This is a genomic window from Micromonospora sp. NBC_00389 (genome assembly GCF_036059255.1).
Taxonomy (GTDB): Bacteria; Actinomycetota; Actinomycetes; order Mycobacteriales; family Micromonosporaceae; genus Micromonospora.
Map to the genome: position 1 here is coordinate 84,910 of NZ_CP107947.1, position 25,473 is coordinate 110,382.

Genomic DNA, 25,473 nt, shown 5'->3' on the forward strand with positions numbered 1-25,473 from the left:
GCCTTGTCCCACCTGACGCTTGACGTTTCCGTCCCAGGACATGCTTTACGGGTGGCCTTGACCGTCGGAGGCGATCGGGATCAGCCTGGCCGCTACGTCCTCGTAGTCGCCAAAGCCACTGGTGGTTCGCAACATGCCGCGGGTCCGGTAGTAGGCGCGCAATGGCTCGACCTGCTTCTGGTAGTCCTCCTGGTAGTGCGAGTGCATCAGCAGGAGCTCCTGGCGTCGCTCGGCCCGCTGGGGGTCCAGTTCTATCTGGCGTTCTACCCGGCGGCGGACCGTGAGGCCGAGTTCGTCCTCCGTCAAGACAAGTTCAATCACCGTGTCGGGTACATGGCCGCTCTGCGCCAACAACTCCGCCTGACCGATCCTGCGCGGGTAGTTGCACAGCAGCCAGCCGCCGTCCACGTTGGCTAGGGCATCAGCGATGGCTTTCGTAGTCAGCTCGTCCGGGACAAGCTCCCCGGCCTGCATATGCCGGTTCATCTGTTCGCCTAGCGGCGTCCGCAGTTGCACGTGCTCGCGCCAGACATTGCCCGGGCTGATGACCTGTAGGCCGGTGGCGTCTGCCAGAACCGCCGCAGGGGAGGACAGGTCGACTACCGGCCCGCCGATGAGGGCAACGTTCGGCATGCGTGCTCCCATGTGCGAGTGGCGCCGAAGGGCGAAGCTAGCAGCACGCGTAAGCATCAGGTGGGACGTATGTGTAAAGCATCAGCCGCGACACGACAGATGCTGGGCATAGCTGGTTGCCGAATTGCCCTCTACAGAATCAAGGCGGCCCGCAAGCGGGCCGCGCCGGCCCGGCCCCGGCCTGCTGGCGACCTTCGGCCGGCATCGGCCGGGCCGGCCGGCCACGCTGACGGACTACACGATCAGAAGACCTCGGGGCTCCGCCCCGAACCCCGGCCCTCCTCAGAGATCTGCCGGGGGGCGGCTCTCCTCGTCGGGCACCACAAGGGCTACCAGCCTCCCCGGACGGGGCCAAGGTCGTTCGTCCGGTAGGGCGCTCCACCTTGGCCCCGTCCGGGGAGGCTGGACGGTCTACGACTGCCCGACGAGGAGATCCGCCCAGGAACACGACGCTCAACACCTGCGCAGCCACCACGGAAGATCGGCGTTCGTTCGCGGGTCATGATGAGTGGGCTGAGTAGCACGTCGTCTAGACGGTCGACGACTGCTCACAACTCCCGTGCGGCAGGTCGGGGGAGCATGTTGGCTCGTGCTGTCAATTGGCCGATGTCTGGCCGCGCTGCCGCCCATCGCCTTGACTGCCGTGTCGGTCTGCCGCGTACCGTTCCTGCGTCCGGGTCGCCTCTCGCGCTGCGGCGGAGTCCTCCGGAGAGGATAGCCGCCTTCGATCGCGCAAACCGACGGCGAGGAAGGCCACCATGATCAGTGCTACAACCGCTCCGAGGAAAATCAGCATCGTCGTCATGGCGCAGACTGTAAGGACACTTGCGCCCTGAGGTCGAGGGCCTACAAGACTGATGGGCTGGTCATGGGCCATCTGCGGGCCAGTACCGGTGACCTACAACGGTCACGAGCGGGCACGGAACCCACCCGTGCCGACCGAATCCGCCAGGCATTTCGGACACCATGTCCGCTTGAGGACACTCTTCCAACCTGACGGTGCTATGCCGCTCAGCATGGGTTCCGCTCAAGGCTTGGGTAACTCACGCCAGAGCCGCAGTGCCCGGTCCCGAATGGGCTGGGTACGTTGAGGCGCATCTTTGAGGGACTGCAACGTGTCGCGGAACGGAGCGGCTGGGTAGCCGTCCTCAAGCCAGTCGAGCGCGAGGCTCGCCCAGTAGTCGGACCAGCAGGACAGGGCGTAACGGACAAGGTCATCCCAAGGAGGCGGATCGGAGGCCTGGTCGATGTTGAGGGTTGTGACGTCCTCGTGGCGCCGTTCCAAGAGTGGTAGCAGCGAGCGGATGTTCTCCGCTGGTGTCCAGTGGCGGCCGTCGTTTGTCGATAGGACTATCCAGTGCCCTCCAGGGTCAACGCCCAGCCTCAGCTCGTGCTTGCCGATCGCCATCACCACGCGGTTGTCGTCCGCCATCAGGTCATTATTCAGGCGTTGCAGTACGTGGCTGTACAGCCATCCGTACAGCCAAGGCCACACGCTGACGCCGACGCCACCCGACAACGCCGGACGGGCTGACCAGGACGGCAGGGGCCTGAGCAGCCATCTGCGATCTTCTTCTAATCCCAAGGCCGCAGGTTCGAATCCTGCCGGGCGCACCAGCATCACCCCCAGGTCAGCGGCTTTCCGCTCCCGGTCGAAGCGATCACTACGGCCCCCGAAGTCCGTATTGAGTTGGTCAACCTTCCGTAGTCCCTCGGCGGTGTCGTTCACGAAACGACGGCTGATTGTTGGCCGGCCGGCGATTACCAAGCGGCGGGTGCGGCACGAAGGTCTTGCTCAACGCGCGCTCGTAGCGCCCTCGGGTCGACGCTGAGGTCACGCAGAATAGCGCTGCCGTCGCCGGCATCGTCCTCGATCAGCGCAAGCAAGAGGTGACTGGTACCCGTGTCGGGGTGCCGGTAGGCAAGCGAGATTTCCATGGCTCGTGCCATCGCGGTGACGACGTCGGTGCCCGTGAACGGGTCGCCTGGGCGCTGGCTGCTCAGTTGCTTGGTGAGCACCTCGGCCGGCGGCTCCTCGGGCCCGCCGCGCCGTGCGGCCAGCAGGCGCAGGCGGTCGGCATCGACACCGTGGATGCGCAGGACGGCCGAACCTTGGTTGCGGCTGGAGTGATGGGCGGGCACCCGGACTCGGGCCGCCTCGAGCGAGGCGTCATGTGTGAGCACCGCGAGCAGGATGTGCAGTGGGCCGATCACATCATGGTCGAGCCGGATTGCCTGGCGTTTCGCCTCGAACTCGACTCCGACCAGGATCGGGCCGAGGCGGCTGAGTCGAGATGCGCGCGCGGAAAACCGTCCCGCGAGTCGGTCGAGCAGCGACCCAGAGCCCGGCCAGAGCGCCAACCTTTCGTCGTCGAGGTCCGGATAGGGCTCGTCGGTCCTGCACATCGTCGGCTCGGCGCCCAACCGGTCAATGGCCGACAGCCGCGCGTACTCATAGGGGAATACATAGTGGGTCCCGTCGCAGCCGCGCAGCTGCAGCATGCCGAGCACGAGATGAGACAGGTTGGCGAACGGTACACGGTTGTCGCGCGCGGCATGCAGCGCGCCGGCCAGGGCCGTACGAACGCCATTCGTCCACGATGGGCGAGGGCGCGTGTCCTGCACGTCAGGCTTTCTGAGCCGCGTGTCCGGCCGGCGGTTGATTCTCCACTCGACCTCGCGCAGAATCGCTTGCACCTCCTGGTCGAACTCGCTGACCGACTCGGACAACAGTTCGCTGACTGATCGCCCGGCTGGGATCCGGCGCGGATCAGCAACCATCCGCATGAGGTTCGCACCGTTTGAGCCCGCAAGCAGCCACGGCGGGACCGACTTGGCGTAAAGCGCCACCCGGCACAGCAGGTCGAGGGTGCCGACGCTGCTCGCTCCGCGCCGCACCGCCGCTGAATACGCCTGCAGCAACACCCTCATCGGCATCGCGCCAAGCGCGATGAACGGTCGCTGCGCCTCGTGCGGCGGCATTGGCCCTCCATGTCCGGGACGGAATGGCGCCTCGATAACTGACTGGCGCAATGGTGCCTCTGCAACGGGATGTAGAAGGCAGGCTCAGGCCGTAGAAGAGAACGCCTACGATCGAGGCTTCCATGATCGTGAACCGTAGACGTCGACTGTCGGTGGCGCTACAGCCATCCGTACAGCCAAGACCACCGCCTCACGCCGCCGATGCCCGACGACAACAGACGTCCTGACCACGGCTGCAACAGCCTGGACAGCAATCCGCAACCCTTCTCTGGTCCCGAGGCCGCAGGTTCGAATCCTGCCGGGCGCACACCATCACCCAGGATCAGCAGCTTGTCGCCCCCGGGCTGTTGGCCGCCTCTTCGCGGTACCGCCTGATCCACTGCCGGTTGAGTTCGTCGGCCTGGCGCTGATGGCGGGCCACGATCGTGCGCCCCGCCGGCAGGGCGAGCCCGAGAAAGTCGAGAACGGGCTGCGTAGTGGCGACCATGTCCGTGTCGAGTTCCTCGTAGCGCACGGCGTGCGGTTGGATCCCCCACGAGGTGAACCACGACTCCCAGGCCGCGTTGTGCTCTTTGATCGTTTCGATGAGGTGCGTGATGCCGTCCGCGTCGAAGCGAGGTGCCTGCCCGTTGCCGGCGTCGCCGCCGATCTCTCCGTTGCCGCCGATGAACCACGTGGCCGTCTGCTCGGCGCGCCTGCACGTAGTCCGCGTAGTTGAACCCACCCTCGGCGGTGCGGCGGATCTGCCAGCGGTCGACCCACAGCGGTTCATCCGGCGCGCGGACCGCCCTGCGGATGACCGGCGACACCCGTGGACTCCAACAACCCGAGCAGTTCTGAGCAGTAGTGAACTGTCCGTGCGCGGGTGCCGCAGATAAACTACAAGTCGACACGATCGGAGAGATCCCGCATGCCGCACATAGTCGCAACCAATGCCCGGCAAATTCGTGGATTGCCCGGCTTGATGTGGTTGGTGTAGACGTGCCTGTGCTGGTGGTAGCAGGCGGGCATGACGGTTCAGATAGTCATCGAGGTCCTGCGCCTTGTTGATCGTCCGAAGTGGAAACGGTTCACCACCGAGACCGTCTACGCAATCACCGATCTGCGCGTGCACCCGCCACTGGCACTAATCGGCATCACCTGACGATTTCGCCGGGCTTGGACTCAGCGGGGAACGTTCGACTGAACCAGGAGCACAGGTATCCGTTGGGGCTAGGGGGCACGCAACTGATCGGATTGGTGAAGCGATGGCCGCACCGGTGTCGGCATCGAAGGCAGCATTCGTGCAGGCTGGGTCAGCCTGGAGAGCTTCAGTGACCCCACCAATGCCGATGCCCCTACTTCACCGAATGCGTGACCACAATGGGGGAGGCAAGTTGGCTACAAGTTTATGTGCGGCGGAAGGAACACTGAGAATCGCCAGGCGGTGCGACGTGCAGGTACTTGTTCAAACCGCACGTCTTTGCGACTTCGCAGCCGTCAACGACCTGCACATGCGCTGCTCGCGAGAAGCCCGGCGAGCCCGCTATCACGGCCCACGCGATGGCCTCCGACCCGCCGAATGGAGGAGGCTGACCGATCCGGAACGAGGCTCGACCGTGTTGCTCAGGGCGAACAATGATCGTGGACGTGTCATAGGCTTCGCCAGTCTGATGCATCTGCCGGATTCCGAGGCCGAGATAGCACTACTAATTGAAGACCGTTGGCAGAACCTCGGTATCGGAACGGCGGTAGTCAACCACCTCGCCTCCATCGCAAGCTCTCTGAGTGTTCAGACTCTGGCAGCCTGGATCGAACCGGGCAACGCACGGGCTCTGCGCATCATGCATGGGTTAGGCGCCAAGGTCGCCCTCACCGATGGCGTTGCTGAGGCGCGAATCCTGTTGCGGAGCCGCGTAGATTCGTCTGTGTGACCTGGGCAGGGCCCCGGCATAGTCGTCAGGTGAGTGCCGAGTAGTGCCAGTGGGCGAGTGCACGCGCAGGTCGGTGATCGCGCTTTGCCGGGTCCTGTAATCGCAATCCAGGCACGCCCGCAACTGAAACGCTGCACGGGCTGACCAGTTCGAGGATGGTCCGATTCCCGGCCGGGCATTAGGTTTGCGCCCCTCTGGGAGGGTGAGCCGGTGAAGAAGCAACGGCGCGTCTCGCTCGCACCGCCTGCCAGCGGCATCCGTCCACGGACGAAGGTGCTGCTGATGGGGCTGGTCAGTCTGTTGGCGGGCCTGGGTCTGGCCGGCGGCGCCTTGGCCTACCGCTGGCACGTGTCGGCGGAGGCGGATCGGTTGCGGTCTGACGGCGTACCGGTCACCGCGTATGTCTCCGACCGGGCCGGGGGTAGCGGTCGGGGCAGCGGCATCGACCGGATCGAGGTCTCCTACCTGTACGAGTCGAGGCAGTACAGCACCTGGATCCCCTGCGCCGGGGTAACCGGCTGCCACAAGACTCCCGGACCGAGGATGGCCGTCTGGGTCGACCCGACCGACCCGGGGAAGTTCGTTGCGGAGAACGGGCACACGTCCGGCTCGCTGTCGTTCCTGATGTCGTGGACCACGATCCCGGGTGGACTGTTCTTCGCCGCGATCGGAACCGTCCTACTCGTGTTGGTCGTCCGGTTCAAGGACGACAAGTGGAAATAGCGACAGCGCGGCCCGAGCTGGGCTCAGCTCGGCCAGCCGATCTCGTCGAGGAAATCCTCCACGGCGACCACGACTCGGCTGAGCACAGCGATCGACTCCGTCAGCGGGCCCGGTATGTACATCCCATGGTCCGCTCCGGGCACCTCCAGCACGTGGGGTGACAGCCGGCGGGCGGCGTCACCGTCCCACAGCTTGTCGGCCGTGCCACCGACAAGGAGGAACGGTGCGGTCGCACGGGCCAACCCGTCAACCACCCACGGCAGGGTGAGCACCGGCGTGAGCCACACCGCGGGCAGGGATCGCTCGGCGGCGACCGCCGCCGCGTTGGTGCCGAGCGACTTGGCGATCAGCAGTGGGCGACCCCCGACAGTGTTGATCAGCGGGGTGATCTCACCGCGTACCCAGCTTTCGATCTCCGGCCGGTCCGGCCTCGACGGGTCCTCCGACCACGAGTGCCTGTGCACCGTCGCGCCGCGCGACTCGGCGACATCCCCCGCGTACATCAGCAGGGGCGCACCTGGTCCGAACATACGGCCGGGAATCACGACTGCGTCAGCCACGCGGCCGACACTACCCAGACCCCCGCCGATGGGCTGCGGCTTTTCAGGCTGAGGTTGCGGCCACGCAGAACTCGTTGCCCTCCGGGTCGGCCATCACCACGTGATGCTCGTCGACTTCCTCCAGGACTCTCCCACCTGCCTTCACCAGGCGCTCCGACTCTGCCGTGATCCGTGCCCACCGCTCGACGGGGTTGCCGTGGCCCGGCACCCGGATGTCGATGTGCAGCCGGTTCTTCGCCGTCTTGGGCTCGGGGACGTTGAGGATGGAGAGGCGAGGGCCGACGCCATCGGGATCGCACAGCCATGCAGCGTGCTCCGGGAGGTCGTCCTCCGGTAGGTCGAATTGCGCGAGCCACTCCTCCCGCGTGGCGAAGGGTGCGGGCGGCGGCTCGTCGACATAGCCCAGGGCCGTCTTCCAGAACGCGGCGAGCACCTGGGCGTCCGTGGAGTCAAGCGTCAGATCAATGCTGGCTGCCATGCCGGGACCGTAGCCCGCACCTCTGACTTTCACCCAAGGCGCGCCTCGCCGGAATAGCGTCGTCTGGCTGGCCTCCCTCGCCGCGCTGAGCACCGCTGAGATTGCGTTGCCGGATCTTTCCCCCGGTGCCATATGCTGCGCGCGTCGGCACGGGGCCACGGGGAGAAACACTTGCGACGCCACACCAGGGCAGCGGTCACGGCTGCGCTCATCACGATGACGCTGGCGGGTTGCGGCACGCCGGCCGGCACGGACGGTGACCTGTCCGACGACTGGAAGCCGATGGCCCAGGCGCAGCAGTTCAGCCCGAAGGCCGGCGAGTGCCACGTGATCCCCGAACCGACCGCGTACCTCGCCAGCTACGCGCCGGTGGACTGCGCGAAGACCCACCTGGTGGAGACGTTCCACGTCGGCACCTTCACCGGCGCCCTGGCGGCGCGGACCGCCCCGCCCAAGGTGGAGTCGGCGGCCATGCGCGCCGTCTTCACCGACTGTGACACCCGGGCCAAGGAGTTCGTCGGTGGCGACTGGCGCACGGCCCGACTGTCGGTGCAGGTCGCGCCCACCTCACCGGCCGGTTGGACGGGCGGCAGCCGTTGGTACCGGTGCGACATCTTCGAGCTGGACGAGGTGGACGGCGCCAACGGCGACGGCGAACGGGCGATCCACCGGGCTGGCACTCTGCGCAATGCGGTGGGTAGCCGCTCGCCGCTGACGTACGGCTGCATGAACGAGGATGAGTGGGGTCGACTTCGCCCGGCGGGCTGCACCACCGCGCACCAGTACGAGTTCGTCGGCATCTGGACCGCCCCGGACCGCTCCTACGAGGACGCCGGCCGGGACGAGGACTCGGTGCACTCGGCCTGCCGCACCGCGGTTGCCCGCTACGCCAAGGTGCCCGTCGACGCCAAGCTGCGCTATCGCACCGGCACCTCGTACCGCTTCCCCTCGCCGGAGCTGTGGGCGCGCGGTGACCGGGGGGTGCGCTGCTACTTCTGGTCCGGTGGTCCCAAGCTCACCCGGTCCATCGCCGGCGGCGGCCCGGCGGTGTTGCCGGTCAACTGAGCCGGGTTCGTCAGCTCTTGAGCGCCTGGGCGGATTTCCAGGCCACGGCACGGTTGATCCGGTCCGGGTAGCGCTCGATGATCGCCGCGTACAGTTCCTCGGCACTTCCCGTACGCTGCGCGGCGGCCTCGACCTCCTCCAGGTAGCGGCGGGTCTCCTCGACGTTGGTCAGATCGTCGTCCGCGCCGTCACGTTTGTGCCCGGCGATCACCACGCACGGCCGCAACGAGTTGACCATCTTGAGGGCCGCGTACCAGCTCTGAATGCCGTCGTTGCCCGCCTCGGCGAGGTACAGGTGGACATCGTTGTAGACCACGTCGCCTGCGACGACGAGACCGAGCGACGGTACGTGCAGCACGGTCGTCCTGTCGGTGTCGGTGTGGCCCGCCTCGACGGCGACCAACTGCTCGCCCTCAAGATCGATCGTGTTACCGGCCAACGGCTCCGCCATCGGTGGATGCTCGGCGAGCTGGTCGGGGAAACCCTTGCGCCAGACACCGTCGAGCCACTGCTCCCCGAGCTGAACGCGCATCTTCTCCACCACGCCGCGAGGTGCCACCATCCGCGCCTGAGGAAAGCGCTCCAGCACGGCTGCCGCGCCGAAGAAGTGGTCGCCGTGGCCGTGCGTGATGTAGATCGTCGTGAGGTTCCTGCCGTTCGCCGCGACCCAGTCGGCCAGGGCCCGGCCCTCGTCGACGGTCAGTAACGCGTCGACCAGGACGGCGTCGCGATCGCCGTAGATCAGCGTCGAGCTGGTGGGCGACCACAGCTCGCGGCTCTCGCCCGGCGGCAGGTTCGTCGACACGACCGGCTTGGCCGGGGCGACATAGGTTGACCAGGCCAACCGTCCCATGGTTGCTCCTCACCGCACCGGCGCGCTCCCCGACACCAGTGCAGCAGACCACCACGGCGCTCTGGGCGGGATCGCGGAAAGAGCGAACCGGAGGTGGCTCAGCGGCGCCCCAGCAGCTCGGCCAGCGCGGCGTCGCCCTGCCCGAGCTGCGACCCACCGGTCGGTGCCACGACCAGGAAGCGCAGGCAGCCGTCGAGTTCCACGTACCGGTCGGGTCCGCCGGTGCCGTCGAGCGGGCGCAGCACGGCGAAGCGGGACGCCGGGGTGGCGCACTCGGTCGCCTGCCGAGCGGCTGCCAGTTTGCCGAGCACGGCGGCCTGCCGGTCCGGCGGTAGCGGCCCGCCGTACGCGAAGTCACCGGCCGGTTTGCCGCCGCCCTGCTGCGACGCGGGTACCTGGTAGACGCAGAAGCGCAGCGGCTCCGCGTCCGGGACCGCAGGTGCGGGCGGTCCGGGCCGCCCGATCGTCGTCTCCACCCACACCATGTCCGCCCACCGCTGCTCGCAGCCGGCGGCCTCCGCCGCCGCGGATTCGACCTCCCCGACGGTACGGGTGTCCACCGTGGTCAGTCGCAGCGCGTCCAGGGCCGCCAGCACCTCGGGACGAGGCTTGCGACATTCATCCACCGGCAGGTACGGCCGCAGCCAGCGGCCCCGCTCGTCCAGTAGTGCCAGCCACGGCGGGATGACCATGTCGAGGGTGCAGGCGATCTCCCCGTCCGCCTGCTGGTCGGGGAGGCGCAGGGCGGCGATCAGCGGACCGATCTCCTCGGCCCGCCGTTCGGTGGCCACCCGCTCCCGACCGCCGCCGGGGCGTGGCCGGACCTCCCGGCCGCACAGCACGGCGGTGACCGGGGTGAACGCCGGGTCGATCCGCCCGATCGCCGGGTCGTCGCCGCCCGGCGCCGGCAGCTCACCGGACTGCGGGGCCGCCTCGGCGCACGAGGTCCACTTCTCGACGATCCGGGCCGGGCCGGGATCCTCCACCACCCCCGGCCCGGCGCTCCGGCCCGCACAGCCGACCAGCGCCACGCCGAGCAGCGCCACCGCCAGTACCGTCCCGCCCGAGCGCACCCGGCTCACCACCTCTCCACAGGCGATGGGACGGGCGGTCACCGCCCCCGGTTCCCTCAGGTGCCGACGTAGGCCGCGAGGTGCTCGCCGGTGAGGGTGGAGCGGGCGGCGACGAGGTCGGCGGGTGTGCCCTCGAAGACGACCCGGCCGCCGTCGTGGCCAGCACCGGGGCCAAGGTCGATGATCCAGTCGGCGTGCGCCATGACCGCCTGGTGGTGCTCGACGACGATGACCGACTTGCCGGAGTCGACGAGCCGGTCCAGCAGGCCGAGCAACTGCTCGACGTCGGCGAGGTGCAGACCGGTGGTCGGCTCGTCGAGGATGTAGACGCCGCCCTTCTCGGCCATCCGAGTGGCCAGCTTGAGCCGCTGCCGCTCGCCGCCGGACAGCGTGGTGAGCGGCTGGCCGAGGCTGAGGTAGCCGAGCCCGACGTCGGCGAGCCGGTCGAGGATGGCGTGCGCGGCCGGCGTGTGCGCGTGGCCGGAGCCGAAGAACTTCTCGGCCTCGGTCACCGACATCGCCAGCACCTCGCTGATGTCACGGCCGCCGAGGTGGTACTCCAGCACCGATGCCTGGAACCGCTTTCCCTCGCACTCCTCGCAGAGGGTGGCGACGCCGGCCATGATCCCCAGATCGGTGTAGATGACGCCGGCACCGTTGCAGGCGGGGCAGGCCCCCTCGGAGTTGGCGCTGAACAGCGCGGGCTTCACACCGTTGGCCTTCGCGAACGCCTTGCGGATCGGGTCCAACAGCCCGGTGTACGTCGCCGGGTTGCTGCGCCGCGAGCCCTTGATCGCGGCCTGGTCGACCGACACCACGCCGTCCCGGCCCGACACCGAGCCGTGGATCAGCGAACTCTTGCCCGAGCCCGCCACCCCGGTGAGGACGACCAGGACGCCGAGCGGGATGTCGACGTCAACGTCCTGCAGGTTGTGGGTGCTGGCGCCGCGTACCTCCAGTGCCCCCGACGGCGTCCGCACCGACGGCTTCAGGGCGGCGCGGTCGTCCAGGTGCTGCCCGGTGCGGGTGCCACTGGTCCGCAGCCCCTCGACGGTGCCCTCGAACACCACCTCACCGCCCTCGGTGCCGGCGCCCGGGCCGAGGTCGACGACGTGGTCGGCGATCGCGATCGCCTCCGGCTTGTGCTCCACGACCAGCACCGTGTTGCCCTTGTCCCGCAGCCGCAGCAGCAGGTCGTTCATCCGCTGGATGTCGTGCGGGTGCAGCCCGATCGTCGGCTCGTCGAACACGTAGGTGACGTCGGTGAGCGACGACCCGAGGTGGCGGATCATCTTGGTCCGCTGGGCCTCGCCGCCCGACAGGGTCCCGGACGACCGGTCGAGGCTGAGATAGCCCAGCCCGATCTCCACGAACGAGTCGAGCGTGTGTTGCAGCTTCGCCAGCAGGGGCGCGACGGATGGCTTGTCCAGACCGCGTACCCACTTGGCGAGGTCGCTGATCTGCATGGCGCACACGTCGGCGATGTTGACCCCGTCGATCTTCGACGACCGAGCCGCCTCGCTGAGCCGGCTGCCGCCGCACTCAGGGCAGGAGGTGAACGTCACCGCCCGCTCCACGAAGGCGCGGATGTGCGGCTGCAGCGTGTCGACGTCCTTGGACAGGAACGACTTCTGGATCTTCGGGATCAGACCCTCGTAGGTGAGGTTCACGCCCTCGACCTTCACCTTGGTCGGCTCCCGGTACAGGAAGTCGTGCATCTCCTTCTTCGTGAACGTGCGGATCGGCTTGTTCGGATCGAGGAGGCCCGACTCGGCGTAGGTCCGCACCGTCCAGAAGCTGTCCGACTTCCAGCCCGGGATGGTGAACGCGCCCTCGGCGATCGACTTGGAGTCGTCGTAGAGCTGGGTGAGGTCGATGTCGGAGACGTTGCCCCGGCCCTCGCAGCGCGGACACATACCGCCGGTGATGCTGAATTCGCGACGTTCCTTGACGGTCTTTCCGGCGCGCTCCAGGGTGACCGCACCCGCCCCGCTGATCGAGGCGACGTTGAAGGAGAAGGCCTGGGGCGAGCCGACGTGCGGCTGCCCGAGCCGGCTGAAGAGGATGCGCAGCATCGCGTTGGCGTCGGTGGCGGTGCCGACCGTGGACCGGGCGTCGCCACCCATCCGCTGCTGGTCGACGATGATCGCGGTCGTCAGCCCGTCGAGCACGTCGACCTCGGGCCGCGCCAGCGTCGGCATGAAGCCCTGCACGAAGGCGCTGTACGTCTCGTTGATCATCCGCTGTGACTCCGCGGCGATCGTGCCGAACACCAGCGAGCTCTTGCCGGAGCCGGAGACGCCGGTGAACACCGTCAACCGGCGCTTCGGCAGCTCGACGCTGACGTCCTTGAGGTTGTTCACGCGGGCGCCCTGCACGCGGATCAGATCGTGGCGGTCGGCAGCGTGCAGCTCAGGCGACTGCGTGGCCTTCCCCGTGGCCTTGCTCATCGTGTCTCCATCTGTTGGGCGGGACCGCCGTCACGGTCTCCGTCGGCGTCCGCTGGCTCAGCCGGTAGGGGCGTCGGACCGACCGGTCACCCGCTCCTGCCGGGCGGTCGGTCTAGCGCAGTTCCTGAATGCGGACCATGTTGCCCGCGGGGTCGCGGAAGGCGCAGTCGCGGACGCCGTACGGCTGCTCGGTCGGCTCCTGGACGACCTCGGCATCGCTGGCCTCCAGTTTGGCGAAGGTGGCGTCGAGGTCGGCGGTGGCCAGGTTGACGCCGAAGTAGCTGCCCTTGGCCATCAGCTCAAGGATGGTGCGCCGCTCGTCGTCGGTGATGCCGGGGCTGGCGGTCGGCGGGTGCAGGACGATGGACGTGTCGGGCTGGTCGGCGGGGCCGACGGTGATCCAGCGCATCCCCTCGTATCCGACGTCGTTCCGAACCTCGAAGCCGAGGGTGTCGCGGTAGAAGGCCAGCGAGGCGTCCGGGTCGGTGTGCGGGAGGAAGCTCGAGTGAATGGTGATCTGCATGACGGTCACGCTAGGCGCGGCCCGGGAGCCGGCGCTTCTCGATTCCTGACCGGTCTGGTCACCTGTTTCGCCACGCAGGACGGCATCCCCGCCGTCGCGGCCGCCGCCTCGCGCCGGTAGGTGCTGGGCGGCACACCGACCAACTCCGTGAAGCGGGTGCTGAAGGTGCCCAGTGACGAGCAGCCGACCGCGAAACAGACTTCGGTGACGCTGAGGTCGCCACGGCGCAGCATTGCCATCGCACGCTCGATACGCCGCGTCATGAGATAGCTGTACGGCGACTCGCCGTAGGCGAGCCGGAACTCGCGGCTGAGGTGCCCGGCGGACATGTGCGCGCCACGGGCGAGCGCCTCGACGTCCAGCGGCTGTGCGTACTCCCGGTCGATCCGGTCGCGGACACGGCGCAGCCGCGCCAGGTCGCTCAGGCGCTGCGCCGCGTCGGGTTTGCTGGTCACCTGCGAAATCGTGCCACAAAGCAGGGGCCAACGGTCGAGCGTGACGCGTCCGGTCGACCAGGATCGGCTTCGCTCGGCTGACCGGCTGCGCGACCCCGCCGAGCGGGAGGACACTGCCGGCCGGGGCCGGCGCGACCGCCGGCATGATGACCGGATGGCACATCTGGGACTGGTCGCGCTGCTGGTACGGGAGTACGACGAGGCGATCGACTTCTACGTCGGCGGCCTCGGCTTCGAGTTGGTGGAGGACACCGCCCGCCCGGACGGCTCCCGCTGGGTGGTGGTCCGCCCGCCGGGCGCCCGGGAGACGGCGCTGCTGCTGGCCCGGCCGAGCAGTGCGGAGCAGCAGGCCCGGATCGGCGACCAGACCGGCGGCCGGGTCGGCCTGTTCCTGTACACCGAGGACTTCGCCCGGGACCATGCCCGGATGGTCGCGGCCGGGGTGCGGTTCCTGGAGGAGCCGCGGCACGAGGCGTACGGCTCGGTCGCGGTCTTCGCCGACCTGTACGGCAACCGGTGGGACCTGCTCCAGCCTCGCAGCACAGGGTGACGCGTCGACGACACTCCGCGCATGGGGGGTGATCGACTGTCACCGGTCATGTTATTCTCCGATGTCGATCTCTGCCGCGCGGACCCGGACCGGGTCGTTGTCGGAAGGACACCTCCCGATGCCGGCCGTTGCCACTCCGACCGCGCCGCCGCCCGCGCTGGACAATCCGGCCGGCGGCGCGTTCGGCCTCATCTTCACCACGTTGCCGGCGCTGCTGCGGCTGACCTGCGGGCTGGTCGGCGCGGTGGTGGCGCTGTCGGTGCGTACCCCGCCGGTCGAGCCGGCCCTGCTGCTGCCCGGCGTGGCCGCACTGACCGGCTGGTCCGTCTGGTACGCCGCCCGCGCCCTGCGCCACGGGATCACCCCGGCCCTGGTCGCCGGTGACGTCGCGGTCACCGCGGTGGCCTGCCTGCTCATCCCCCGCCTGGTGGCGCCCGGGGTGCTGCCCGGCGAGGGCAGTTGGATCGCGGTGCTGGCCAGCACCACAGTGATCAACACGCAGGCCACCGCCCCGGCACGCTGGTCCATCCCGGCCGGGCTGCTGGTCACCGCCGCGTACGCGGCCGGGGCGCAGGGGGCCGGCAATCCCACCGAGGCCCGGGCGCACGCGGCCACCCTGCTGGTGCAGACCGCCTGCACGGCGATGATGACGGCCGTGATGCGCCGCCGGATCGGGCGGGCGGACCAGGCGTTCGCCGAGCACCAGCGGCTGACCCGGGACGCGTTGGTCGCCCGGGCCGCCCGGGAGGCCGAACGCCGGCAGAACCGCGACCTGCACGACACGGTGCTCGGCACGCTGACCATGGTGGGGCTCGGCGCGGTGCCCGGGCGGTCGGCCGTGTTCAGCGAACGGTGCGCCGCTGACCTGCGTGCCCTCGTCGCGCTGACCGACGGCGGCCCGGTGCCGGGCGACGGCCCGGTGCCGCTGGACGGGCGGCTGCGGACGGTGCCCGACCGGCTGCCGGAGCTGCGGGTGAGCCTGGAGCTGGCGTCGTGCGCGGTGCCCGCCAGCGTGGCCGACGCGATCACCGACAGCGCCTACGCCGCGCTGTCCAACGTGGTCCGGCACGCGCCGGGCGCACGGGCCACGCTGCGGTTGACCCGGGACGCTGTCGCCGTCGTGGTCGAGGTGGCCGACGACGGCCCCGGCTTCGACCCGGCCAGCGTCCCACCGCACCGGTACGGGCTACGCGAGTCGGTCCGTGGCCGGATGGCGGCGATCGGTGGGCGGGCCGAGGTGCGCTCGGCGCCCGGCGCGGGCACCCTGATCCGGCTGGAGTGGCCCGGTGTCGGCTGACCTCGGCGCCCCGGCGGAGCGCACCGGAGCACCGGAGGCAACCCTCCGCGCCCCGGGGCCGGCGCTCCAGCCCGGCCTGACCAGCGTTCCGGGGCCCAGAAATCCGGCGCCGACGATGGTGCTCGCCGCGCCGGCGGCAGTGGCACACGCCTCCGACCGGGGTGCCCGGATCGCCGCCGTCGCCATCGCGCTGGCCTGGCATGCCGCCATCGGGCTGCCGGCGGTGCTGGGCGCCCGCACGGAGTTCGCCGCGCCAGCGGTGGTGCTCGGCGGCTGGGCGCTGGTCGCCGTGGCCGGCGCGGTGGCCGGGGTACGGCTGCTGCGCGGCGCGCAGCTGCCGCCATGGCCACTCGCCGCGCTGCTGGTCGTCGTCGACGCGGCGGTCTTCGCCGCAGCCGGCGAACGGCAGCTGTTCACCGCCGGCAACTGGGTGTGGAGCACGCTCGGCTGGTTCTTCCTGCTGGCGATGTGGGGCCGGCGGGTCACCGGGCTGCTCGCGCTGCTCACCACGCATGCGTTGATCGCGTTGGCCGCCGTGCTCTGGCACGGCCCTGACACGGCCGACCTGGCCCGCTACGTGATGTACGTCTACGGCACCTTCTCGCTGCCGGTGGCGGTGTTCATGGGCAGCGCGGCGATCGTCGGCCTGGCCCGGGACCGGGCAGCCACCGCAGCCGCCGGTCACGCGATGGCCGCGGAGCGGGACGCCGCCGAGCGGGCCCTTCGGGAACGCCGCGACCGCCTCGCCCTGGTCGGCGCGGCGGCCGGGCGGGTGCTCGGGGACCTGGCCGCCGGGCAGGCCGATCCGGACGACCCGGAGGTGCAGCGCCGCTGCATGCTGGCCGCGGCCCGGCTGCGCCGCCTCATCGCCGAATCCGACGACGTGCCCGATCCGCTGCTGCACGAGCTGCGGGCCGCCGCCGACCTGGCCGAACGTAACGGACTGCCGATCGATCTGGTCACCATCGGCAGTCCGCCGCCGCTGCCGGTGGAGATCCGCCGCCGGCTGGCCGACCCGCTCACCGGCGTCCTCGCCGACGCGCGGGGCTGGGCCCGACTGACCGTGGTTTCCGGTCCTGACGAGGTGGTGATCAGCCTGGTCACGTCGGACCGGGAGGGGCCTGCAGCGGCCGGCCCGCCGCTCGGGGAGCACGACGACGGGCCGGTACAGCACCTCTACGAGCGGGACGGGGACATCAGATGGGCGCAGACCCGGTGGCGGAAGTGACCGGCGACCGGCCGGTCGGGGTGGCGATCGTCGACGACCACCCGGTGGTGGTCGACGGGGTGCGCGCCTGGCTCGCCACCGAGCCGAGGCTGACCGTGCTGGCCACCGGGGACGACCCGGACGAGGTGCTGCGGGCGGCGCCGGACGCCGATGTGGTCCTGCTCGACCTCCGCCTGCACGGTCGGATGGTGCTGGACAAGCTGGCCGAGCTGAGCGCCACCGGGCGGCGGGTGGTGGTCTACTCGGAGCACACCGACCCGGAGACGATGCTCGCCGCGTTGGACGCCGGGGCGGTGGCGTTCCTGGCCAAGCACGAGGGCCGGGAGCACTGTGTGGCGACCGTGCTGGCCGCGGCGAGCGACCGCGCGTACGTGCCGCCGGCGCTGGCCGGCGCGATGGTCGGCGACCCGCGACCGGACCGGCCGACGCTGTCCGACAAGGAGCGCGAAGCGCTGCTGCTCTGGTTCCAGTCGATGTCCAAGGCGTCGGTGGCTCGCCGGATGCGGATCAGCGAGCACACGGTCAAGCAGTATGTCGACCGTGCGCGGATCAAGTACACCCGGGCGGGGCGGCCGGCCGCCACAAAGGCGGCGCTGCTCGCCCGGGCGATCGAGGACGGCCTTGTCCGCCCGGAGGAGATCGGCATCTACCGGTCACAGGCGACGCACGACCGGCCGACCCCCTAACGGGCGTCATGACAGCGGCTCGCTGATCCACCAGGCTTCACACCACAGCCAGCTGACCGGGAGGTCGTGACGATGCACGCCGACGCGTCCCCGTTCTTCATCGGCCCCCACCGGTTCGATGCGCCGGACGACGATGTCAGGCCGACCCTGGATCGCCGCTACGACCTGCGCCCGGTGCCCGGCGAGCGGGTGCTCGGCCGGTACCGACTGCTGGTCGCGGGTTACCTGCTCGGGCCGACGGAGTCGCAGCGTGGCTGGCGGCTGCCCGGGCCGGTGTCGGTGACCGTCACCGACCAGCGGATGTGCTGGGTGAGCAGCGGCTCGCAGTTTTCCCTGGTCGCCGACGACACGTCCGGCCTTCGGCCGGCGGGCCGGCTGACCGGCCTGATGAGCGGTCAGATCCGCTGGCAGTGGCCGTCCCGGTTGGAGCTGCCCCCGGCCGACCCGGACGGCGTGGCGCAGCTGCTGATCGTCTGCGACGCGCTGCGCACCATTCAGCAGCCGGCGCTGGCCCTCGGCGGGTCGACCGTAGAGGTCATCGCGCTGGCCCGGCAGGTCCGTCGGGCGGTGGCCACGTTCCGGCTCATCCACCCGCAACTGGTCGACCTCTCCGCGCAGGAGCGGGACGTGCTGCTGCTGCGGGCCGGTTCCGGGTGGCTCGCCGGCAACACCCGGGTCACCCTGCCGGGCTCGCTGCCAGTGGAGTTCCGGTCCCGGGACGACTACTACCGTTCGGTGCCGGAGCCGACCTCGTGGAGCGGGCTCGCAGGCGGCGCAGCATCCGGGCGTCGGTGAAGCCGACCGTCCGCGCGGCGGCCTCCACCGTCGCGCCGTGCCCGATCAGGTGCTCGGCGCGTTCCACCCGTAGCAACTGCTGGTAGCCGAGCGGGGTGAGCCCGGTGGTCGCGCGGAACAGCCGGGTCAGCGTCCGTTCCGCCACGCCGCCGGCAGCGGCCAGGTCGGCGAGCGGCAGCGGCTCGGCGTACCGGCCGTCGATCAGGTCCTGCACCCGGTGCACCGCGTCGGACAGGTGCGAGCGATGCCGCATCATCGCGCTGGCCTGCGGCTCGTGCCCGTTGCGCCGGGCGTAGACGACCAGCGTGCGGGCGATCCGGGCGGCGGTCGCCGGGCCGTGCCGGGTGGCCACCAGGTGCAGCGCCACGTCGATGCCGCTGGCGATGCCGGCCGAGGTGACCACCCGGTCGTCGACCACGTACAGCACGTCGCGGGCCACCCGGGCCGCCGGGTACCGGCGGGTCAGGTCGTCCTGCACCTCGTGGTGGGTGGTGCAGCGCCGGCCGTCGAGCAACCCGGCCCGACCGAGGGCGTACGCACCGGCGCAGACGCTGGCCACCGTGCCTCCGGCCGCGTGGTGCTCGGCGAGCCGCCGCAGGTCGGTCGCCGACACCGGTCCCTGCGGGCCGTGCGCCGACGGTCGCCAACCGGGTACCAGCACCAGGTCGTCCGGGGTCAGCTCGGGCCATCGGGTCTCGGCGACCAGCGGTACGCCCTGCACGCTGGGCACCTGCTCCCGTTCGGCGACGTAGTGCAGTCGGTAGTCGTACCCGAGGTCGGCGGCGCTGGAGAAGACCTGGGCTGGCCCGGCGAGGTCCAGCAGGTGCAGCTGCGGGACCAGCAGGAAGACGACCCGGGTCACCCTGGTCAGCCCCGGACGCCGGTCAGGGTCGCACCCGTCAACTCGTCCACCGTGCGGATGGTCGCGAAGCGGCCGGCCAGCGCGTACTCGGTGCGGGTGACCATCTCCTCGGCCGAGAGCGTGCGCGGGTCGGCGAGGATCTCCTCGACGGTGGCGGTCTCCGGCAGGTCCCGGTGCGGGGTGGGGAAGGTCAGCGTGGCGTCGGTGACGAACGTCATCCGGTAGCCGAGGTCCGCGCCGACCCGGGTGGTGGTCTCGACGCACTGCTCGGTCCGGATGCCGCAGACGGTGAGGTCGTGGATGCCGGCCAGGGTGAGCAGTTGCTGGAGGTTGGTGGTGCTGAACGCGTTGTGCGCGGTCTTGACCAGCGTCGGTTCACCCTCGGCCGGGACCAGACCGTCGATCAGCCGCACGTGCCCGAGGGCCGGGTCGAACACCCCGCCCGTGCCGGGCTCGGAGTGCAGGACCCAGACCACCAGGTCGCCGCGCTGGCGGGCGGCGGCGACCAGCCGGTCGACCTGCCGGACCAGGTCGGGGTTGGAGCCGTACGCCCAGATCGGGCGCTGGCGGAAGGACTCCTGGACGTCGACAACGACGAGTGCTGCTCTGCTCATGTCTCTGATCCTGGCCGGATGGCGGCCGCGATGGCAGACACCATCATGCCCGGTTGCGGAACGATCCGGTCACCGCCGCCAGGTCACACGCTGGGGGCGCGGTGCTCACCGGCGGCGTCCAGGGCGGCGGCCTCCTCCAGTGTCGGTGCGCTGCCGCCCAGGTGCGCCGGCTGCCACCAGGTGTCGTCCGGGCCGGCCGGCGAGTCCGGGTACTCCCGCTGCGCCCGGTCGACGAGCGCGCTGAGCCTGGTGGTCAGCTCGGCGGACAGCACGTTCACGTCCGGAAAGTCCGCCGGGTCGATCGGCTCGCCGATCAGGATGGTGATCGGGGTGTGCCGGCGGGTGAGGGTGCGTGGGCGGCCCTTCGTCCAGAGCCGCTGGGTGCCCCACACCGCGACCGGCAGCACCGGCACCTTCGCCGAGCGGGCCATCCGGACCGTGCCGCTCTTGAGCTCCTTGACGGTGAACGACCGGCTGATCGTCGCCTCGGGGAAGACGCCCACCACCTCGCCGCGCTTGAGCGCGTCCACGGCCGTGCGGAACGAGGCCGCGCCAGCCTGCCGGTCCACCGGGATGTGCTTCATCCCGCGCATCAACGGACCGCCGATCCGGTGCCCGAAGACCGACTGCTTGGCCATGAACCGGACCAGCCGGTGCGACGCGTGTGCACCCAGGCCGGCGAAGATGAAGTCGAGGTAGCTGACGTGGTTGCTGGCCAGCACTGCCCCGCCGGTGCGGGGTACGTGATGGGCGCCCTCGATCGTGATCTTCAGGTCGAGGACCCGGAACATCGTCTTGGCGGCGGCGATAACGGGCGGGTACACGAGCTCCGGCATTCGCAGAATCTACCCTGCCCGTTTGTGGATCGCCTGGGTGGAGACCGGGCGGCGACGCCGGGCTGCGCGTCGCCGCCGGTTCACCGGCTCGGCCGGCCGGTCGGGTCAGTCGGCGAGGTTGTGGAGGTCCAGCCGGCCCCGGGCGAACGCGTCCACCCGACCCCAGCGGCCCGGAATATCCAGCACCTCGATCCGGCCCATCCCCACCGGCAGCCGTGGTTCGACCGCGAGGTGCCCCTCGTGCGGTTCCAGGCCGAGCATGGTGCGCAGCAGCAGCAGCGGCGTACCGGTCGACCAGGCCTGCGGGCTGCACGCCGTCGGGTACTCCACCGGGAACTTGGTCAGCTCCCGCGGGTAGCCGCCGAACGCCTCCGGCAACCGGCCGTCGAAGTAGGTGGCGGCGTCCAGGATGCCGCTGGCGATGGCGGCGGCCTCCTCGGCGAAGCCGTACCGGCGCAGGCCCCAGGCGATGAAGGAGTTGTCGAACGGCCAGATCGTGCCGTTGTGGTAGCCGATCGGGTTGTACCGGACCTCCCCCTCGGCCAGCGTCCGCACCCCCCACCCGGTGAAGAGCCGCGGCCCCACCAGGTGCTGCGCGATCTTCTCGGCCCGCTCCGGATCGACGATCCCGCTCCACAGCAGGTGGCCGATGTTGGAGCTGAGGGTGTCGCACTGGCGGCCGTCCGGGTCCAGGGCCAGGGCGAAGTACTCGCCGTCGTCCACCCACCAGTCCCGGTTGAACCGCACCTTCAGCTCTGCCGCCTCCCGCTCCAACTGGTCGGCGAACTCCGGGTCACCCCAGAACAGCCGGGCCATCCGGGCCGCCCGGATCTTCGCGTCGTACGCGTACCCCTGCACCTCGCAGGTGGCCCGGGGGAACGGCGGCAGCGTGCCGTCCCGGTAGGAGATCGAGTCCCAGGAGTCCTTCCAGCACTGGTTCTCCAGGCCGGTGTCGGTGTTGCGCCGCTCGTACCAGATGTAGCCGTTGCCGACCAGGTCGGCGTAGTTGTCGATCCACCGCAGCGCCGCCCGGGACTCCTGCTCCAACTCCTTGACCAGCGCCACGTCACCGGTCCACCGCTCGTACTCGTCGAGCAGCACCACGAACAGCGGTGTGGCGTCCACCGAGCCGTAGTACGGCGAGTGCGGCTGCTCCTCGAACGCGGCGGTCTCGCCGTAGCGCATCTCGTGCAGGATCCGCCCGGGGTCCTCGTCCCGGAAGTCGTCGAACCGGCTGCCCTGCAGGGAGGCCAGGACGCGCAGCGTGGTCTTCGACAGTTGCGGGGTGAACGGCAGCGTCTGCAGGCAGGTGAGAATGCTGTCCCGGCCGAACATCGTCATGAACCAGGGCAGGCCGGCGGCCGGCAGGGTGGCGCCGCCGAGCGACAGCGGCGAGAAGCGCAGCGCCGCCAGGTCGATCAGGCTGCGCTGGTACGTGCTGGATACCCGGCCGTGCTCACTGTTGACCTTGGGGGCGTCCGCGATCCACTTCTCCAGGTCGTGCTGGAGGGCGAGCCGTTCGTTGCCGTGCACCCGCAGTCCGAAGCGCAGGTCCCGGCCGCCGGGCCCGACCGCGTTGGTCTGGACGTCGATCGCCGCTTCCCACTGCTCATTGGGCTCCAGGTGGACGGTGTACACGAATCCCGTGCTGTCGTAGCGGGCCGCCACAGACGAGGAGATGACCGTCTCCCGTTTGAAGTTGCCCCGGCGGTAGCCCAACCGCAGCCGGTCCGCCTCGACCTCGGTGTAGATCTCGCCCTTCTTGTTCAGGATCTCGTCCTTGACCTGGAACAGGTCGGCGAAGTCCGACGCCGCGTCCATTCGGATTTCCAGGTCCACCGGCTTCTCGTCGTGGTTGAGGATGGTGAGCTGCTCGCGGAAGCTCCCGCCGACCGCACGCTCCCGGATGATCGACAACTTGGCGTCGATGTAGTGCGTGGCCATCCCCGGCACCAGGAAGAAGCGCGACTCGAAGTACTGGAGGTCGTCGAAGGAGAGCGAGTTGAGCCGCTCGCCGTTCACGGTCAGCACCCAGGTGGACAGAAACCGGGTGTCGATGGAGAACAGCCCGGTCGGCTCGCTCGGCGTCGCCTCGATGTCACCGGTGTCCTCGCAGACCACGAACGTGTTGCCGTCCAGGATCCGGACCGTGTTGCTCTGGCCCATCAGTGCACCTCCCCCGCGAAGCGCCGGCGCGGCCCGCGGGCGTCCGGGGAACCCGGGAAGACCCGCTCCACCTGCACCACCAGCCGGGCGTCACCCAGCACCGTCATGTCCCCCCGGAACAGGGCGGCCAGTCCGTGCTCGCGGCCCGCGGCGATGTCGTCGAAGAGCGCCGGGCTGGTCCCGAGGACCGTGTCGGCCTCCCGGTCCTCCTGGCTCACGTCCACCCGGCCGTGGTCGATCCGCAGCAGCCAGTGCCTGGTCTGCGCCCCCTCCTGCAGGTCGATGCGCAGTGTCCCGGATGCCTTCGCCAGCAGGGGTTCGTACCCCCGCCGGTCCAGGTCCTCGAAGAACCTCGTGGTCGCGTCCACCATCGGGTCCACTCCTCCCCAGTTGGCCGGGCCGGGATCCCACCCGGCGTGCTCGCGTCGCACGCGCGGCCGGCTTCGCACGTCCCCGCACGGGTCCCCGCCGGTCCTCCGGTCAACCTCGCCCGGATCGGGTGAGCCGCCGGGGGTTGTCGGACGGGCCGGGTAGCGTGCCGGGCACCGGGGTGGGCGCGACGGGACGTCCGGGACGGAGGGGCAGATGACGGTGCAGACGCCAGAGGTCGACCGCCGGCAGGTGCTCGCCTACCGGGTCGGGGCCCAGCAGCTCGACCGCTCCGGCGGCCGGCGTCCGGGCGACCTGGCGGTGCTGGCCCTCGGCGTGCAGGACACGCCCTACGGCTCGGCCCGGCAGGCGCTTGCGGCGCGCGGCGCGACCGAGCCGGACGACCGGCTGGAGCTGGTCTGGTCGATGCGGGGCGCCCCGCATCTGCACCGGCGTGCCGAGCTGCCGACGCTGGCCGCGGCCATCTGGCCGCTCAGTGACGCCGACGCCACCCGGCGGATCCCCGGGCAGATCGGCGCGGGTGCCCGGCTCGGGCTGGCCGCGTTCCGGGCCACCGCCGAGGCGTTCCAGGCGGTGGTCACCACCGAGTTGGAACGCGGCGTGGTCAGCCGGGCGGTCTCCGACCGGGTGCCTGCGGAGTTGACCTACGACTGCCGGACGTGCCAGGCGCGGCACATCTCCGGGGCGGTGTTCCAGCAGGTCGGGCTCGCCGGCGGGGTGCGCCTGGTGGTCGTTGGGCGGGCCGCCCGGCTCGCCCCGCTGCCCGACTGGCCCGGCCCACCCGCCGAGGCGGCGCACACGGCCGAGCTGATCACGACCTACCTGCGGCTGCTCGGCCCGGCCACCCCCGCCGACGCGGCCGGCTTCCTGGGCTCCACCGCGACGGAGCTGCGCCGGGTCTGGCCGGCGGGCCTGGCCGAGGTACGGGTCGACGGCCGGGCCGCCTGGCTGCCGGCCGACGCGCTCGACGCGTTGACCGGCGCTGCCGCGTCACGGCTGGTGCGGCTGCTGCCGCCGGGCGACCCCTTCCTCGCCGGCCGCGACCGTGACCTGCTGGTGCCGGAGCGGGAGCACCAGCAGCAGCTGTGGCGGGCGATCGGCAATCCCGGTGCCCTGCTGGTGGACGGCGAGGTGGTCGGCACCTGGCGGGCGCGGCAGGCCGGAAAGGGGCGGCTGGAGCTGACGGTCAGCCCGTGGTCGGCGTTGTCGGCCCGGGTCCGACGGGAGGTCGACGCCGAGGCCGCGACGGTGGCCGCCGCTCGCGCCGCCACCGACGTGCGGGTCCAGGTCGAGCCGATCTGACGTCCCGGAACGGCGCAGCGCCGGCCCTCCCGTGCGGGGAGAGCCGGCGCGCCCGCGGCGGACGGTCAGTTGTTCGGATCGTCGGCGCTGATGTCGGCCAGCACCGACTGTGGTTCGCGCTCGACCGCGAGGTCGCCCATCGAGACCAGGCCGACCAGCCGCCCGTCGTCGATCACCGGCAGCCGGCGTACGGCGTAGGTGCGCATCAGGTCTGCGGCGGCCACCGCGTCGTCGTACTGGCTCACGGTCACCACATCTCGGGTGGTGACCTGGTTCAACCGGGTCGAGCCCGGGTCCATGTTCTCGGCGACACCCCGGACCGTGATGTCCCGGTCCGTGACGATGCCGACCACACTGTCGCCGTCGGTCACCACCACATCACCAATCGCGCTGTCGCGCATCTCCTGCGCGGCTGCGATGAGCGTGTCGTTGCCGTCCATCGTCACCAACCGGGTCGTCATGAACTCTCCGACCGTTGTCATGGTGCTCCCCTCTCGGTGTCGGCACGGCCCGTCTACCCGCCGCCCGGGGCGGGGTAACGCGGGGTGGCCGGCCGACCGTAGGACGACGGGCGAGCGTCAGCCTCGGGGCGGCGCGCCGTAGATCCGCTCCACGGGCAGGCGCAGCACCAGCCGCCGCTCGGCGACCATGGCTTCGCGGTATTCGTCCCAGTCCGGGTGTTCGCCGCGCAGCGACCGGTAGACCGCCACCAACTCCTCGACGGTCTCGTCGCCGGGCTCGCTGGCCGGGGCGGTCAGCTCGGCGTGCCCCTCGACCACCGCGTACGCCCAGCCGTCCTCGCTGCCGACGTGGAAGCTGGCCCGCGGGTCCCGGCGGAGATTGGCGGTCTTGGCGCGGCCGTCGGTGACCGAGACCCGGATCAGCCCCGCCTCCCGGTCGAACGAATAGACCACTGTGGACAACTGTGGCCGCCCGTCCCGCTTGAGCGTCGCCAGCACGCCCATCGAGCGGCCGGCGATCAGGTCGGTCAACGCCTGCTGGGTGCGGTCGTCCGGCACGGCTTCCTCCAGGTGGCACG

The 25,473-nt window shown here is 70.5% G+C and carries 29 protein-coding genes; 10 read left to right on the plus strand and 19 right to left on the minus strand.

Translation table 11 applies throughout. The features are described 5' to 3' along the window. Positions 1 to 45 precede the first annotated feature (45 nt). The 5 genes from OG470_RS00420 to OG470_RS00440 all read right to left on the minus strand — a co-directional run bounded on the left by OG470_RS00420 (position 46) and on the right by OG470_RS00440 (position 4,387). Positions 46 to 633 carry a nucleoside monophosphate kinase gene (locus tag OG470_RS00420; RefSeq protein ID WP_328419610.1) on the minus strand — a complete coding sequence of 196 codons (588 nt, stop codon included), beginning with the start codon at positions 631 to 633 and terminating at the stop codon, positions 46 to 48. A gap of 595 nt (positions 634 to 1,228) precedes the next feature. Continuing rightward, on the minus strand, positions 1,229 to 1,438 hold the full coding sequence (locus tag OG470_RS00425; RefSeq protein WP_328419611.1) for a hypothetical protein: 210 nt from the start codon (positions 1,436 to 1,438) through the stop codon (positions 1,229 to 1,231). A gap of 222 nt (positions 1,439 to 1,660) precedes the next feature. Then, complete coding sequence (locus OG470_RS00430) at positions 1,661 to 2,362, minus strand: hypothetical protein (protein WP_328419613.1); 702 nt, start codon at positions 2,360 to 2,362, stop codon at positions 1,661 to 1,663. A gap of 32 nt (positions 2,363 to 2,394) precedes the next feature. Then, on the minus strand, positions 2,395 to 3,615 hold the full coding sequence (locus tag OG470_RS00435; protein WP_328419615.1) for a Clp protease N-terminal domain-containing protein: 1,221 nt from the start codon (positions 3,613 to 3,615) through the stop codon (positions 2,395 to 2,397). Positions 3,616 to 3,937: 322 nt separating this feature from the next. Beyond that, positions 3,938 to 4,387, minus strand: a complete 450-nt coding sequence (locus OG470_RS00440) for a Stf0 family sulfotransferase (RefSeq protein ID WP_328419617.1) — start codon at positions 4,385 to 4,387, stop codon at positions 3,938 to 3,940. Positions 4,388 to 4,624: 237 nt separating this feature from the next. Here OG470_RS00440 and OG470_RS00445 point away from each other — a divergent pair, with 237 nt between their 5' ends. The 3 genes from OG470_RS00445 (at position 4,625) to OG470_RS00455 (ending at position 6,251) form a co-directional block, all read left to right on the plus strand. Further along, positions 4,625 to 4,759, plus strand: a complete 135-nt coding sequence (locus tag OG470_RS00445; RefSeq protein WP_328419619.1) for a hypothetical protein — start codon at positions 4,625 to 4,627, stop codon at positions 4,757 to 4,759. Between the two features lie 289 nt (positions 4,760 to 5,048). Then, the gene (locus OG470_RS00450; RefSeq protein WP_328419621.1) at positions 5,049 to 5,528 is read left to right on the plus strand and encodes a GNAT family N-acetyltransferase; all 480 of its coding nucleotides are present in this window, start codon (positions 5,049 to 5,051) and stop codon (positions 5,526 to 5,528) included. A gap of 210 nt (positions 5,529 to 5,738) precedes the next feature. Then, positions 5,739 to 6,251: a DUF3592 domain-containing protein gene (locus OG470_RS00455; protein WP_328419623.1), complete on the plus strand. Its 513-nt coding sequence runs from the start codon at positions 5,739 to 5,741 to the stop codon at positions 6,249 to 6,251. A gap of 23 nt (positions 6,252 to 6,274) precedes the next feature. Here the strand turns inward: OG470_RS00455 and OG470_RS00460 are convergent, their stop codons facing one another. Both OG470_RS00460 and OG470_RS00465 read right to left on the minus strand, forming a co-directional pair. Continuing rightward, positions 6,275 to 6,811 (minus strand): alpha/beta hydrolase, encoded by a 537-nt coding sequence (locus tag OG470_RS00460; RefSeq protein ID WP_328419625.1) that lies wholly within the window; start codon positions 6,809 to 6,811, stop codon positions 6,275 to 6,277. A 43-nt stretch (positions 6,812 to 6,854) separates the two neighbouring features. Continuing rightward, the gene (locus OG470_RS00465; protein ID WP_328419627.1) at positions 6,855 to 7,289 is read right to left on the minus strand and encodes a VOC family protein; all 435 of its coding nucleotides are present in this window, start codon (positions 7,287 to 7,289) and stop codon (positions 6,855 to 6,857) included. A 216-nt stretch (positions 7,290 to 7,505) separates the two neighbouring features. Between OG470_RS00465 and OG470_RS00470 the strand changes: the two genes are divergently transcribed. Further along, a complete protein-coding gene (locus tag OG470_RS00470) occupies positions 7,506 to 8,354 on the plus strand; it encodes a septum formation family protein (RefSeq protein ID WP_328419629.1) in 849 nt (282 codons plus the stop codon). 10 nt (positions 8,355 to 8,364) lie between these two features. On the opposite strand, the gene OG470_RS00475 is transcribed toward OG470_RS00470, so the two are convergent. The 5 genes from OG470_RS00475 to OG470_RS00495 all read right to left on the minus strand — a co-directional run bounded on the left by OG470_RS00475 (position 8,365) and on the right by OG470_RS00495 (position 13,708). Next, the gene (locus OG470_RS00475) at positions 8,365 to 9,207 is read right to left on the minus strand and encodes an MBL fold metallo-hydrolase (protein WP_328419631.1); all 843 of its coding nucleotides are present in this window, start codon (positions 9,205 to 9,207) and stop codon (positions 8,365 to 8,367) included. Positions 9,208 to 9,305: 98 nt separating this feature from the next. Then, positions 9,306 to 10,322, minus strand: coding sequence for a hypothetical protein (locus OG470_RS00480; protein WP_328419633.1), 1,017 nt, complete (start codon positions 10,320 to 10,322; stop codon positions 9,306 to 9,308). A gap of 14 nt (positions 10,323 to 10,336) precedes the next feature. Then, a complete protein-coding gene (locus OG470_RS00485) occupies positions 10,337 to 12,730 on the minus strand; it encodes an excinuclease ABC subunit UvrA (protein WP_328419635.1) in 2,394 nt (797 codons plus the stop codon). A 112-nt stretch (positions 12,731 to 12,842) separates the two neighbouring features. Continuing rightward, positions 12,843 to 13,253, minus strand: a complete 411-nt coding sequence (locus tag OG470_RS00490) for a VOC family protein (protein ID WP_328419636.1) — start codon at positions 13,251 to 13,253, stop codon at positions 12,843 to 12,845. A gap of 5 nt (positions 13,254 to 13,258) precedes the next feature. Next, entirely contained in the window at positions 13,259 to 13,708 is a 450-nt protein-coding gene (locus OG470_RS00495) for a helix-turn-helix transcriptional regulator (RefSeq protein WP_328419637.1), read from the minus strand. Between the two features lie 154 nt (positions 13,709 to 13,862). On the opposite strand from OG470_RS00495, the gene OG470_RS00500 reads away from it, so the two are divergent. The 5 genes from OG470_RS00500 to OG470_RS00520 all read left to right on the plus strand — a co-directional run bounded on the left by OG470_RS00500 (position 13,863) and on the right by OG470_RS00520 (position 18,264). Next, a complete protein-coding gene (locus tag OG470_RS00500; RefSeq protein ID WP_328419639.1) occupies positions 13,863 to 14,258 on the plus strand; it encodes a VOC family protein in 396 nt (131 codons plus the stop codon). A 118-nt stretch (positions 14,259 to 14,376) separates the two neighbouring features. Then, positions 14,377 to 15,555 carry a sensor histidine kinase gene (locus OG470_RS00505; RefSeq protein ID WP_328419641.1) on the plus strand — a complete coding sequence of 393 codons (1,179 nt, stop codon included), beginning with the start codon at positions 14,377 to 14,379 and terminating at the stop codon, positions 15,553 to 15,555. Positions 15,556 to 15,670: 115 nt separating this feature from the next. Then, positions 15,671 to 16,783 (plus strand): hypothetical protein, encoded by a 1,113-nt coding sequence (locus OG470_RS00510; RefSeq protein ID WP_328426045.1) that lies wholly within the window; start codon positions 15,671 to 15,673, stop codon positions 16,781 to 16,783. Next, positions 16,756 to 17,469 (plus strand): response regulator transcription factor, encoded by a 714-nt coding sequence (locus OG470_RS00515; protein ID WP_328419643.1) that lies wholly within the window; start codon positions 16,756 to 16,758, stop codon positions 17,467 to 17,469. Before OG470_RS00510 ends, OG470_RS00515 begins: the two co-directional genes overlap by 28 nt. A gap of 72 nt (positions 17,470 to 17,541) precedes the next feature. Continuing rightward, positions 17,542 to 18,264: a hypothetical protein gene (locus OG470_RS00520; RefSeq protein WP_328419645.1), complete on the plus strand. Its 723-nt coding sequence runs from the start codon at positions 17,542 to 17,544 to the stop codon at positions 18,262 to 18,264. Here the strand turns inward: OG470_RS00520 and OG470_RS00525 are convergent. The 5 genes from OG470_RS00525 to OG470_RS00545 all read right to left on the minus strand — a co-directional run bounded on the left by OG470_RS00525 (position 18,146) and on the right by OG470_RS00545 (position 23,113). Further along, positions 18,146 to 19,126: a GlxA family transcriptional regulator gene (locus OG470_RS00525; protein WP_328419647.1), complete on the minus strand. Its 981-nt coding sequence runs from the start codon at positions 19,124 to 19,126 to the stop codon at positions 18,146 to 18,148. The two genes, OG470_RS00520 and OG470_RS00525, sit on opposite strands and share 119 nt — an antisense overlap. Before the next feature lie 5 nt (positions 19,127 to 19,131). Beyond that, positions 19,132 to 19,740: an isochorismatase family protein gene (locus OG470_RS00530; protein WP_328419649.1), complete on the minus strand. Its 609-nt coding sequence runs from the start codon at positions 19,738 to 19,740 to the stop codon at positions 19,132 to 19,134. Between the two features lie 83 nt (positions 19,741 to 19,823). Continuing rightward, positions 19,824 to 20,576, minus strand: coding sequence for a lysophospholipid acyltransferase family protein (locus tag OG470_RS00535; RefSeq protein ID WP_328419651.1), 753 nt, complete (start codon positions 20,574 to 20,576; stop codon positions 19,824 to 19,826). A gap of 105 nt (positions 20,577 to 20,681) precedes the next feature. After that, positions 20,682 to 22,742: an amylo-alpha-1,6-glucosidase gene (locus OG470_RS00540; protein WP_328419653.1), complete on the minus strand. Its 2,061-nt coding sequence runs from the start codon at positions 22,740 to 22,742 to the stop codon at positions 20,682 to 20,684. Beyond that, entirely contained in the window at positions 22,742 to 23,113 is a 372-nt protein-coding gene (locus OG470_RS00545) for an SCP2 sterol-binding domain-containing protein (protein WP_328426047.1), read from the minus strand. Before OG470_RS00545 ends, OG470_RS00540 begins: the two co-directional genes overlap by 1 nt. A gap of 214 nt (positions 23,114 to 23,327) precedes the next feature. Between OG470_RS00545 and OG470_RS00550 the strand changes: the two genes are divergently transcribed. After that, entirely contained in the window at positions 23,328 to 24,434 is a 1,107-nt protein-coding gene (locus OG470_RS00550) for a DNA glycosylase AlkZ-like family protein (protein ID WP_328419655.1), read from the plus strand. A gap of 65 nt (positions 24,435 to 24,499) precedes the next feature. Here the strand turns inward: OG470_RS00550 and OG470_RS00555 are convergent, their stop codons facing one another. Both OG470_RS00555 and OG470_RS00560 read right to left on the minus strand, forming a co-directional pair. Next, complete coding sequence (locus OG470_RS00555; RefSeq protein WP_328419657.1) at positions 24,500 to 24,916, minus strand: CBS domain-containing protein; 417 nt, start codon at positions 24,914 to 24,916, stop codon at positions 24,500 to 24,502. 96 nt (positions 24,917 to 25,012) lie between these two features. Further along, a complete protein-coding gene (locus OG470_RS00560) occupies positions 25,013 to 25,453 on the minus strand; it encodes a PPOX class F420-dependent oxidoreductase (RefSeq protein WP_328419659.1) in 441 nt (146 codons plus the stop codon). Positions 25,454 to 25,473 lie beyond the last annotated feature (20 nt).